General features: G+C 54.2%; 10 protein-coding genes. 8 read left to right on the top strand and 2 right to left on the bottom strand.

Features of this window, described 5'->3' with window-relative positions; genetic code table 11:
- Nucleotides 1-366 precede the first annotated feature (366 nt).
- Entirely contained in the window at nucleotides 367-1,287 is a 921-nt protein-coding gene (speB, locus tag KGP25_RS20100; protein ID WP_223539534.1) for an agmatinase, read from the top strand.
- 51 nt (nucleotides 1,288-1,338) lie between these two features.
- On the opposite strand, the gene KGP25_RS20095 is transcribed toward speB, so the two are convergent.
- Together KGP25_RS20095 and KGP25_RS20090 are read right to left on the bottom strand one after the other, a co-directional pair.
- Complete coding sequence (locus tag KGP25_RS20095; protein WP_048029098.1) at nucleotides 1,339-2,607, bottom strand: OprD family outer membrane porin; 1,269 nt, start codon at nucleotides 2,605-2,607, stop codon at nucleotides 1,339-1,341.
- A 209-nt stretch (nucleotides 2,608-2,816) separates the two neighbouring features.
- Nucleotides 2,817-3,575 (bottom strand): M48 family metallopeptidase, encoded by a 759-nt coding sequence (locus KGP25_RS20090; protein ID WP_198886179.1) that lies wholly within the window; start codon nucleotides 3,573-3,575, stop codon nucleotides 2,817-2,819.
- 272 nt (nucleotides 3,576-3,847) lie between these two features.
- Here KGP25_RS20090 and tkt point away from each other — a divergent pair, with 272 nt between their 5' ends.
- The 7 genes from tkt (at nucleotide 3,848) to KGP25_RS20055 (ending at nucleotide 12,214) form a co-directional block, all read left to right on the top strand.
- On the top strand, nucleotides 3,848-5,839 hold the full coding sequence (gene tkt / locus KGP25_RS20085; RefSeq protein ID WP_223539533.1) for a transketolase: 1,992 nt from the start codon (nucleotides 3,848-3,850) through the stop codon (nucleotides 5,837-5,839).
- 325 nt (nucleotides 5,840-6,164) lie between these two features.
- Nucleotides 6,165-7,184 carry an erythrose-4-phosphate dehydrogenase gene (gene epd / locus KGP25_RS20080; RefSeq protein WP_045909922.1) on the top strand — a complete coding sequence of 340 codons (1,020 nt, stop codon included), beginning with the start codon at nucleotides 6,165-6,167 and terminating at the stop codon, nucleotides 7,182-7,184.
- 49 nt (nucleotides 7,185-7,233) lie between these two features.
- On the top strand, nucleotides 7,234-8,397 hold the full coding sequence (pgk, locus tag KGP25_RS20075) for a phosphoglycerate kinase (protein ID WP_008499732.1): 1,164 nt from the start codon (nucleotides 7,234-7,236) through the stop codon (nucleotides 8,395-8,397).
- 92 nt (nucleotides 8,398-8,489) lie between these two features.
- Nucleotides 8,490-9,569: a class II fructose-bisphosphate aldolase gene (gene fbaA / locus KGP25_RS20070; protein WP_008499731.1), complete on the top strand. Its 1,080-nt coding sequence runs from the start codon at nucleotides 8,490-8,492 to the stop codon at nucleotides 9,567-9,569.
- A 186-nt stretch (nucleotides 9,570-9,755) separates the two neighbouring features.
- Nucleotides 9,756-10,610, top strand: coding sequence for a small-conductance mechanosensitive channel MscS (locus tag KGP25_RS20065; RefSeq protein WP_039265487.1), 855 nt, complete (start codon nucleotides 9,756-9,758; stop codon nucleotides 10,608-10,610).
- Between the two features lie 145 nt (nucleotides 10,611-10,755).
- Nucleotides 10,756-11,391: an arginine exporter ArgO gene (gene argO / locus KGP25_RS20060; protein WP_048029102.1), complete on the top strand. Its 636-nt coding sequence runs from the start codon at nucleotides 10,756-10,758 to the stop codon at nucleotides 11,389-11,391.
- A gap of 91 nt (nucleotides 11,392-11,482) precedes the next feature.
- Nucleotides 11,483-12,214 carry an oxidative stress defense protein gene (locus KGP25_RS20055; RefSeq protein WP_008499728.1) on the top strand — a complete coding sequence of 244 codons (732 nt, stop codon included), beginning with the start codon at nucleotides 11,483-11,485 and terminating at the stop codon, nucleotides 12,212-12,214.
- Nucleotides 12,215-12,235 lie beyond the last annotated feature (21 nt).

Raw genomic sequence — 12,235 nt, 5'->3', positions numbered from 1 at the left:
AAATAAAATCCAAATTCGGACTATCTCATGCTGTCTATGTATGTATGAATGTGTTATGGAAAGGCTTTACTGTTGAATTATAAGGGGTGAGCCCGTAATGGGAGTATTTAAATATTCATTGGGGAAATATTAAGAATGTAAAGATTATAATATTTTTATGGCTATTGTTTTATTCGATGAATGGTAAGGGTTGGCTATATAATTTGTATTTATGAGTCGCTTGAATTTAATGGAGTCAGGCGCTATTCTTAGCGCCATACAGCATTACGATATGAAACGATCCCTTCCTCGTCGGGCTTAACGACGCGGAAGGGATTTTTTTTCACCTTTAACAACGATCGTCTATCTATGATACGAGGACAGGACATGAGCACTTTAGGTCATCAGTACGATAACTCTCTGGTATCTAACGCGTTTGGTTTTTTACGCCTTCCGATGAACTTCCAGCCGTACGACAGTGACGCGGACTGGGTGATCACCGGCGTGCCGTTCGACATGGCAACGTCAGGCCGTGCGGGTGGGCGTCATGGCCCGGCGGCGATCCGTCAGGTTTCCACTAACCTGGCCTGGGAGCACAACCGTTTCCCGTGGAACTTCGACATGCGCGAGCGCCTGAACGTGGTGGACTGCGGTGACCTGGTGTATGCCTTTGGTGATGCGCGTGAGATGAGCGAAAAGCTGCAGGCCCACGCCGAGAAGTTGCTGGCTGCCGGTAAGCGCATGCTCTCCTTCGGCGGCGACCACTTCGTGACCCTGCCGCTGCTGCGTGCCCACGCGAAGCACTTCGGTAAAATGGCGCTGGTACACTTTGATGCGCATACCGACACCTACGCGAACGGCTGTGAGTTTGACCACGGCACCATGTTCTTTACCGCGCCGAACGAAGGTCTGATCGACCCGAATCATTCCGTGCAGATCGGTATTCGCACTGAGTTCGACAAAGATAACGGCTTCACCGTGCTGGATGCAGGTCAGGTTAACGACCGCGGCGTGGATGACATCCTCGCGCAGGTGAAGGAGATTGTGGGTGATATGCCTGTGTATCTGACCTTCGACATCGACTGCCTGGATCCGGCATTTGCACCGGGTACCGGTACCCCGGTAATCGGCGGCCTGACCTCAGACCGCGCCATCAAGCTGGTGCGCGGCCTGAAGGATCTCAACATTGTCGGGATGGACGTGGTGGAAGTGGCGCCTGCGTACGACCAGTCCGAGATCACTGCGCTGGCCGCAGCGACCCTGGCACTGGAAATGCTCTACATCCAGGCAGCCAAAAAAGGCGAATAAGCCTCTTCTGGCGTAAAAAAAACCTCTCCCTGGAGAGGTTTTTTATTGCCTTTAGAACACGTTAAACGGGTATTCCACGTAAGCGCGGATCTCGTCCCCGCCCACGTTATAGTCGCTGGCGTTGCTGGAGACGCGCAGCACGGAATAGCGCAGTTTCAGTTTCAGATCCTTCGCCGGGCCATCCTGCACCTGGTACTGGATCTGGTTAAACCACTCGTGCTCTTTGCCGTTGCTGGTTTCCGCGGTTTTGATGTTGTCCCCGCGCACGTAGGCGGTGGTCCAGCTCAGACCCGGCAGGCCAAGGCCGCCAAAGTCCAGACCGTAGGATGCCTGCCAGGAACGTTCATCTTCGCCGTTAAAATCAGACCAGTAGGAGTTTGCCAGCCAGATGGTGTTACCGCCATCACCTACGCCGCCCTGGTCGCGGTAGCCGCCGTAGTTGTAGCCGGTGCTGCCGCTGCTCTGCTGGTACGCCACTTTGAACGTGTGAATATCCCAGATGTAGCTCGCCGCCAGGCTCCAGATAGCGTTGCTGCGGCCCGTATCGAGGCTGTCCGCGTAACTCTGATCGAGACGGGAGTTATAGCCGTTGAAGTCGAGCACCAGCTGCTGCCCGGTGCTGAACGGCTGTTTGAAGTTCAGGCCCAGATACTGCTTGTTCATCACCTCTTCATTGTGAGAGGCGTAAAACGCGCCGCTGAACTGATCGTTGAACTGGTAGCTCGCGCCGCCGAAGGAGAGGCTCTTCAGCCCGCTGTCGTGGCGGTCGTCACTTTTACGCTGCTCGTCGGTGAAATAACCGGCGTTAATTTCCAGACCGTCGATCTCTTTTGAGGTCAGCATAGCGCCGGTGTAGCTTTCAAAGAGCAGGCGAGAGCTGTCGGCATTGACGATGGGCAGCTCAGGACGCTGATTCCCGTAGCTCAGTACGGTATTCGAGATGCGCATTTTGGCGGTTGCGCCAAACTTTGCCAGATCGGATTTTGCCCGGCCGTCGTCTTCCTGCTTAAAGAAGTCGATGCCGCCTGCGCCGCTCTTGCCGCGACCGCCGTCCAGGCGCACGCCGTATTGAGCAATACCGTCCACACCAAAGCCCACCAGCCCTTCGGTATAGCCGGATGCAAACGTGGCGATGATCCCCTGACCCCATTCGGCTTTGTCCTGCTGGCCCTGATGATAATCACGGCTGATATACGCATTGCGTAAAAACAGGTCCAGATGGCTGTCGTCAATAAAACCCTGGCTGTCGGATTGCTGGCTTGCAGCGGCAGGTAATGCGGAAAATAAACTTAAAGCAATTAATGATAATTCTTTTTTCACGGAGGGAACGTCTCTGTCTGGATATATTAATTGAATAACTGCAGGGGTGATAATTACCGGAAAAAGTGACCTTTGCAATAATTATGTGACCAGACATTTCAATGTGACAGGGCAGGTTTGGCGGGGCTTTCAGAGGTGTTATCGATACGTGCTGTTAAGTTAACAATTCATGCGAAATAAAAAGGAGGCAAAACTGCCTCCTTCTGAAATTATTTAATTCCGTCTGCGGTCATACGGTCGCGAATATGCTGTGCGCGTTCTTCTGAGGCAGGGTGATCGTCAAACATTGAGCTTTGACGTCCTGCTTCCAGTTTGGCCAGTTTTTCAAAGCTGGTGGCTAAACCGGATGGATTAATGCCGCGTTTGCGCAACAGATCGTAGGAGTAGTCATCCGCTTCAGACTCCTGACGCTGGGAGAACTGGGAGTTCACCAGTTTTTCACCCACGTCGCCAAGCTGTGACTGGGACAGGCTGCCAACGATACCGCCCGCTGAGGCCGCCGCTGCGCGGATGGCATTGGTGCCTAAGGCAACCTGCATCCCTTTCTTCACGTGGCCCAGCGCAACGTGGCCCATTTCATGGCCGATGACCGCTTCTACTTCGTTGTCGGTCATCATATCCATGAGGCCGCTGTAAACGCGGATACAGCCGTTCGCCATCGCGAAGGCGTTGACGTCTTTCGCCATGTAAACCTTGTAGTTCACCGGCTGGCCGTTGATGTTATCGCCCAGCGCGGAAGCAATCTTATTCAGACGCTGCGTGTAGGTACTGTTAGCCGGCGCAAGCGTGGCTTTTCCGTCCATATCTTTACAGGCCTGGTCGCTCAGCGCTTTTACTTGCGCATCGCTCAGGGAATAGGCCTGAAAGGCCTCTGCGCCTGAGGTCATCAGGCCGTTAGAATCCATATTCTGACAGCCGCTCAGCAGGAGCGTTGTACCCAGGGCCAGCACTATTGCACGCATTTTCATGAGGTTGCTTCCGTACTCGTTAATCTGAATAAAATCCGAAAAGTGCACCGTCAGCGAAGCCGGTGTCGGGCTAAGTATAAGGAATATCTACAGGGCCGGGCGAGCAGATTGCGCAACATGCGAGCATGATCCAGAGATTTCTTAAGCTGCAAAAGAATGGTCCATGTACATGGCATGCCGCTTGGGTTACATTGTTGGCACTTTTTTCCGGCGTAGCCCAAAACGCGCTGTCGTCAAGGGCATGGCCTTTAACAGTCCGATCTGGAGTTAAAATGTCCTCACGTAAAGAGCTTGCTAATGCTATTCGTGCGCTGAGCATGGACGCAGTACAGAAAGCCAAATCCGGCCACCCAGGGGCCCCTATGGGTATGGCTGATATCGCCGAAGTCCTGTGGCGCGATTTCCTGAACCACAACCCGCAGAACCCGTCATGGGCTGACCGCGACCGTTTCGTACTGTCTAACGGCCACGGCTCTATGCTGATCTATAGCCTGCTGCACCTCACCGGCTACGATCTGCCTATCGAAGAGCTGAAAAACTTCCGTCAGCTGCACTCCAAAACTCCAGGTCACCCGGAAGTGGGCTACACCGCTGGCGTAGAAACCACCACCGGCCCGCTGGGTCAGGGTATTGCTAACGCTGTGGGTATGGCGATCGCTGAGAAGACCCTGGCGGCGCAGTTCAACCGTCCTGGCCACGACATCGTTGACCACTTCACCTACGCGTTCATGGGCGACGGCTGCATGATGGAAGGCATTTCTCACGAAGTGTGCTCCCTGGCAGGTACCCTGAAGCTGGGTAAACTGGTTGCGTTCTATGACGACAACGGTATCTCCATCGACGGTCACGTTGAAGGCTGGTTCACTGACGACACCGCTAAACGTTTCGAAGCTTACGGCTGGCACGTTGTGCGTGGCGTTGATGGTCACGATGCTGACTCGATTAAACGTGCAGTAGAAGAAGCGCGCGCTGTGACGGACAAACCGTCCCTGCTGATGTGCAAAACCATCATCGGCTTCGGTTCCCCGAACAAAGCGGGTACGCACGACTCCCACGGCGCGCCGCTGGGCGACGCGGAAATTGCACTGACCCGCGAAGCGCTGGGCTGGAAATACCCTGCATTCGAAATCCCATCTGAGATCTATGCTCAGTGGGATGCAAAAGAAGTAGGCCAGGCGAAAGAAGCGGCGTGGAACGAGAAGTTCGCGGCTTACGCAAAAGCCTTCCCACAGGAAGCGGCTGAATTCACCCGTCGTATGAAAGGTGACATGCCGTCTGACTTCGACGCAAAAGCGAACGAGTTCATCGCTAAGCTGCAGGCGAACCCGTCTAAAATCGCGAGCCGTAAAGCGTCTCAGAATGCCATTGAAGCGTTTGGTCCTCTGCTGCCTGAATTCCTCGGCGGCTCCGCTGACCTGGCGCCATCTAACCTGACCCTGTGGTCCGGTTCTAAGCCAATCAACGAAGACACTGCCGGTAACTACATCCATTACGGTGTACGTGAATTCGGTATGACTGCGATTGCCAACGGTATCTCCCTGCACGGTGGTTTCCTGCCGTACACCTCTACCTTCCTGATGTTCGTCGAATATGCGCGTAACGCCGTGCGTATGGCGGCGCTGATGAAACAGCGTCAGGTGATGGTTTACACCCACGACTCCATCGGTCTGGGCGAAGACGGTCCAACTCACCAGCCGGTAGAGCAGGTGGCTTCCCTGCGCGTGACCCCGAACATGAGCACATGGCGTCCGTGTGACCAGGTTGAATCCGCGGTAGCGTGGAAATACGGCGTTGAGCGTCAGGACGGTCCTACCGCGCTGATCCTCTCCCGTCAGAACCTGGCACAGCAGGAGCGTACGCCAGAGCAGCTGGCGAACATCGCTCGCGGTGGTTACGTGCTGAAAGATTGCGCGGGTCAGCCAGAGCTGATCTTCATCGCTACCGGTTCTGAAGTTGAGCTGGCTGTTGCCGCATGGGAAAAACTGACTGCCGAAGGCGTGAAGGCGCGCGTGGTCTCCATGCCGTCTACCGACGCGTTCGATAAGCAGGATGCCGCTTACCGTGAATCCGTACTGCCTAAAGCGGTTTCCGCTCGCGTGGCAGTGGAAGCGGGTATCGCTGACTACTGGTTCAAATACGTGGGCCTGAACGGCACTATCGTCGGCATGACCACCTTCGGTGAGTCTGCTCCGGCAGAGCAGCTGTTCGAAGAGTTCGGCTTCACCGTTGAGAACGTTGTCGCGAAAGCGAAAGAACTGCTGTAATCGCCGTTTTTCCCGGTGGCGCTACGCTTACCGGGTCTACAAATGGCTCGAAAGTAGGCCGGGTAAGCGCTAGCGCGCCACCCGGCTTTTTTTGCGTCATTATTCCACCGAAAATGTGACGCAAGTCATATAGCTCGCTTATTCATCTGGACAGACATTCCTTTTATTCCCCGATTCGCTTATTCTTGCTGAAGCGTTTCAGTCGATTAAATGTTCGACAATTGACCAATCAATCGCAGTTTGTGACAGCAAGGATTCCCCTTCGGGCGTAGCTGGATTACTCTTTCAGCCACCTCACACTCAGGGATTGCTTTGCAGGAGATCTATGACCGTACGCGTAGCGATTAATGGCTTCGGTCGCATCGGGCGTAATGTGGTTCGTGCTTTGTATGAATCCGGACGTCGGGCGGAAATAACCGTGGTGGCAATCAATGAACTGGCGGATGCTGCGGGCATGGCGCATTTATTGAAGTATGACACCAGCCACGGACGCTTTGCCTGGGACGTGCGCCAGGAAAGAGATCAGCTTTTTGTGGGTGATGACGCGATTCGTGTGCTGCATGAGAACAGCATCTCCGGGCTACCCTGGCGTGAACTGGGTGTGGATGTCGTACTTGACTGTACCGGTGTGTATGGCAATCGCGAACATGGCGAAGCGCATCTGACAGCCGGCGCGAAAAAAGTCCTGTTTTCTCATCCCGGCAGTAACGACCTCGACGCGACCGTCGTGTTTGGCGTCAACCAGCATGAGCTGCAGGCCGAACACCGCATTGTTTCCAACGCCTCCTGTACCACCAACTGCATTATTCCGGTCATCAAACTGTTAGACGATGCGTATGGCATTGAGTCCGGCACCGTGACCACGATTCACTCCGCCATGCACGATCAGCAGGTCATTGACGCTTACCACCCGGATTTACGGCGCACGCGTGCAGCGAGCCAGTCAATCATTCCGGTGGATACGAAACTGGCGGCAGGGATCACCCGAATTTTTCCGCAGTTCAATGACCGTTTTGAAGCGATTGCCGTGCGCGTCCCAACGATCAACGTCACCGCAATCGACCTTAGCGTAACGGTGAAAAAACCGGTAAAAGCCTGTGAAGTCAACCTGTTGCTGCAAAAAGCGGCACAGGGGGCATTTCATGGTATAGTTGACTATACGGAATTACCGTTGGTCTCAGTAGATTTTAACCACGACCCGCACAGCGCCATCGTCGATGGCACGCAAACGAGGGTCAGTGGCGCACACCTTATCAAGACGCTGGTCTGGTGTGATAACGAATGGGGCTTTGCTAACCGAATGCTCGACACCACGTTAGCAATGGCTGCTCAAGGTTTCAGGTAAGACGCATCGTGCGTCTGCAAAACTTTAAGAATCAACGAGAGGATTCACCATGTCTGTAATTAAGATGACCGATCTGGATCTGGCTGGTAAACGCGTTTTCATCCGTGCCGATCTGAACGTACCGGTTAAAGATGGCAAAGTGACCAGCGACGCGCGTATCCGTGCATCTCTGCCAACCATCGAGCTGGCTCTGAAGCAGGGCGCGAAAGTGATGGTCACCTCCCACCTGGGTCGTCCAACTGAAGGCGAGTACAACGAAGAGTTCTCTCTGCTGCCAGTGGTTAATTACCTGAAAGACAAACTGTCCAACCCGGTTCGCCTGGTGAAAGATTACCTGGATGGCGTTGACGTAGCAGCCGGTGAACTGGTTGTTCTGGAAAACGTTCGCTTCAACAAAGGCGAGAAGAAAGACGACGAAACCCTTTCCAAAAAATACGCTGCACTGTGCGACGTGTTCGTGATGGATGCCTTCGGTACGGCGCACCGTGCTCAGGCGTCTACCCACGGTATCGGTAAATTCGCAGACGTTGCGTGTGCCGGTCCTCTGCTGGCTGACGAACTGGAAGCGCTGGGTAAAGCACTGAAAGAACCTGCTCGTCCAATGGTGGCTATCGTTGGTGGTTCTAAAGTTTCTACCAAACTGACCGTTCTGGATTCCCTGTCTAAAATCGCTGACCAGCTGATCGTTGGCGGTGGTATCGCAAACACCTTCGTTGCCGCTCAGGGCCACAACGTGGGTAAATCCCTGTACGAAGCAGACCTGGTTGACGAAGCCAAACGTCTGCTGGGTACCTGTGATATCCCGGTCCCAACTGACGTTCGCGTCGCGACCGAGTTCTCCGAAACCGCAACCGCGACTCTGAAGTCTGTCAACGACATCAAAGACGAAGAGCAGATTCTGGATCTGGGCGACGTTTCTGCACAGAAACTGGCTGAAATCCTCAAAAACGCAAAAACTATCCTGTGGAACGGTCCGGTTGGCGTGTTCGAATTCCCGAACTTCCGCAAAGGGACTGAAATCGTGGCTAACGCAATCGCAGACAGCGAAGCGTTCTCTATCGCAGGCGGTGGTGACACCCTGGCAGCAATCGACCTGTTCGGTATCGCTGACAAGATCTCCTACATCTCCACTGGTGGCGGCGCATTCCTCGAATTCGTGGAAGGCAAAGTACTGCCAGCAGTAGCAATGCTCGAAGAGCGCGCTAAGAAGTAAGCCATTCAAGGGCAGGGAAACCTGCCCAATTTTCAGCGCGCTTTTAAGAGCTCGCACCTTTTCTAACGGCCGAAGATACAGGACTAAGCAACATGTCTAAAATTTTTGATTTCGTAAAACCTGGCGTTATCACTGGTGATGACGTACAGAAAGTGTTCCAGGTAGCTAAAGAAAACAACTTCGCTCTGCCAGCAGTTAACTGCGTGGGTACCGACTCCATCAACGCCGTACTGGAAACCGCTGCAAAAGTTAAAGCACCGGTTATCGTTCAGTTCTCTAACGGTGGCGCTGCGTTCATCGCTGGTAAAGGCGTGAAAACTGACATTCCTCAGGGTGCTGCAATCCTGGGCGCTATCTCTGGTGCGCACCACGTTCACCAGATGGCTGAGCACTACGGTGTTCCAGTTATCCTGCACACTGACCACTGCGCGAAGAAACTGCTGCCGTGGATCGACGGTCTGCTGGACGCGGGTGAAAAACACTTCGCGGCAACCGGTAAGCCACTGTTCTCTTCTCACATGATCGACCTGTCTGAAGAGTCACTGCACGAAAACATCGAAATCTGCTCTAAGTACCTGGCGCGCATGGCCAAAATGGACATGACCCTGGAAATCGAACTGGGTTGCACCGGCGGTGAAGAAGACGGCGTGGACAACAGCCACATGGACGCTTCTGCACTGTACACCCAGCCAGAAGACGTTGATTACGCTTACACCGAGCTGAGCAAAATCAGCCCACGCTTCACCATCGCAGCGTCCTTCGGTAACGTACACGGCGTTTACAAACCAGGTAACGTGGTTCTGACCCCAACCATTCTGCGTGATTCTCAGGAATACGTTTCCAAGAAACACAACCTGCCGCACAACAGCCTGAACTTCGTCTTCCACGGCGGTTCCGGTTCTTCTGCTCAGGAAATCAAAGACTCCGTAAGCTACGGCGTTGTGAAAATGAACATCGATACCGACACCCAGTGGGCAACCTGGGATGGTATCCTGCAGTACTACAAAGCGAACGAAGCTTACCTGCAGGGCCAGCTGGGCAACCCGAAAGGCGAAGACCAGCCGAACAAGAAATACTACGATCCACGCGTATGGCTGCGCGCAGCGCAGACGTCCATGGTGACCCGTCTGGAGCAGGCTTTCAAAGAACTGAACGCGATCGACGTTCTGTAATTTGAGCTGCTAACAGCATCAGAAGGCCCGCAAATGCGGGCCTTTTTTTATGCTTTTTCAATACCCTGCCAGACCTGCTTTTGTGATCTGTTTGGCAAAACCGGTGCTTTTTGTTTACCCTTTACAGACCTGCCTGTCTCCATGGGGGATGGATTTTGTGTTTTGGTTTAACAAAAGGAAGAATAAATGGAACAACTCGATGTTGTAGACAGCATCAATAACGCCGGTAACTGGCTGGTGCGCAACCAGGCCCTGCTGCTGAGCTATGCCGTGAACATCGTCGCGGCGATTGCCATCATCATCGTCGGGATGATCGTGGCACGTATTGTCTCGAATACGGTTAACCGCGTAATGCTGGCCCGTCACATTGATGCCACGGTGGCTGACTTCCTCTCCGCACTGGTGCGTTACGGCATTATCGCCTTTACGCTGATTGCGGCGCTGGGCCGTGTTGGAGTGCAAACCGCCTCCGTCATCGCCGTTCTCGGTGCCGCCGGTCTGGCTATTGGTCTGGCGCTGCAGGGCTCGCTTTCAAACCTGGCGGCAGGCGTTCTGCTGGTGACCTTCCGTCCGTTCCGCTCCGGCGAGTACGTTGACCTTGGCGGCATTGCCGGAACCGTGCTGCAGGTACAAATTTTCTCAACGACCATGCGCACCGTCGATGGCCGCATCGTGGTCGTGCCGAACGGGAAAATTATCGCGGGCAACATCATTAACTTCTCCCGTGAGCCGGTGCGTCGTAACGAACTGATTATTAGCGTGGCATACGACTCCGACATCGATCAGGTGAAGTCGCTGATTACCAACATCATTGCTTCAGACGACCGTATCCTGAAAGACAAAGAGCAGACGGTTCGCCTGAATGAACTCGGCGCTTCCTCCATTAACTTTGTGGTGCGTATCTGGAGCAAAAGCAGCGATCTGCAAAACGTGTACTGGGACGTGCTGGAACGCATTAAGCGCGACTTCGACGCCAACGGCATCAGCTTCCCGTACCCGCAGATGGACGTAAACGTCAAAAAAGTCAAAGAAGCAGAATAACGTCACCCGTAGGCCCGGTAAGCGCTAGCGCCACCGGGCTTTATTTTTATAAGCTCCGCTAATACCCAATTAATATTATCCATTTCCTCTTATGTAATTCGCGCAGTATAGTCGGCTTCCAGAACAACACTGCGAGAAAATCGTCATGCTATCTTATTATTTTCAAGGGCTTGCCTTAGGTGCAGCCATGATCCTTCCCCTCGGCCCGCAAAATGCGTTCGTGATGAATCAGGGCATCCGCCGCCAGTACCATCTGATGATTGCCCTGCTGTGCGCGGTAAGCGATTTACTGCTGATCTGCGCCGGGATTTTTGGCGGCAGCGCGCTGCTGATGCAGTCTCCGTGGCTGCTGGTGCTGGTCACCTGGGGCGGCGTGGCGTTTCTGCTCTGGTACGGATTCGGCGCCCTAAAAACGGCGATGAGCAGCAACCTCGAGCTGGCGAGCGCGGAGGTCATGAAGCAGGGCCGCTGGAAGATTATCGTCACCATGCTGGCAGTGACCTGGCTAAACCCTCATGTCTATCTCGACACCTTCGTCGTGCTGGGCAGCCTGGGCGGTCAACTGGACGTTGAACCGAAACGCTGGTTTGCGCTCGGCACGGTCAGCGCCTCTTTCCTGTGGTTCTTCGGTCTCGCCATTCTGGCGGCATGGCTGGCGCCCCGTCTGCGTACGGCCAAAGCCCAGCGCATCATTAATACCCTGGTCGGCCTGGTGATGTGGTTTATCGCTTTCCAGCTGGCGAAAGAGGGGATTCATCATGTCCAGGAATTGTTCAACTAATCCTTGTCTTATGGACAACTGAACAAGACCCGCTAAGCTTGCTGGCATGCGCCCTGTTAATGGGCACTCTTCGCAACATGGAGGAATGACAGTGAAGTTTAAAGTGATGGCCCTGGCGGCATTAGTAAGTTTCGGTGCGGTGTCGGTGCAGGCAAGCGAATTGCCGGATGGCCCGCACATCGTCACGTCAGGCACCGCAAGCGTGGACGCGGTACCCGATGTTGCAACCCTGGCAATTGAGGTGAATGTGGCGGCGAAAGATGCGGCGACGGCCAAGAAGCAGGCTGACGATCGCGTTGCGCAATACCTCTCTTTCCTCGAGCAGAACGGTGTCGGTAAAAAAGATATCAACTCTGCGAACCTGCGTACTCAACCCGATTACGACTACCAGAATGGCAAAAGCATCCTGAAAGGCTACCGTGCCGTGCGTACCGTTGAAGTGACCGTGCGTCAGTTGGATAAGCTTAACTCGCTGCTGGACGGTGCGCTGAAGGCGGGCCTGAACGAGATCCGTTCCGTGTCGCTGGGCGTTGCGCAACCGGAGAAATACAAAGACGAAGCGCGTAAAGCGGCGATCGATGATGCCATTCACCAGGCGGAACAGCTGGCTTCTGGCTTTAAGAGCAAGCTCGGTCCGGTTTACAGCGTGCGTTACCACGTCTCTAACTACCAACCAAGCCCGATGGTTCGTATGATGAAGGCTGATGCCGCCCCGGTGTCCGCTCAGGAAACTTACGAGCAGCCAACCATTCAGTTCGACGATCAGGTGGATGTAGTCTTCCAGCTGGAACCCGTTGCAGCACAGCCGAAACCGGCTCAGTAATCTGTAAGCCGGGTAAGGCGT

The sequence above is a fragment of the Enterobacter sp. JBIWA003 genome, from assembly GCF_019968825.1.
In the GTDB taxonomy this organism is placed as follows: Bacteria; Pseudomonadota; Gammaproteobacteria; order Enterobacterales; family Enterobacteriaceae; genus Enterobacter; species Enterobacter quasiroggenkampii.
This window is presented reverse-complemented; position numbering and strand designations above follow the sequence as displayed.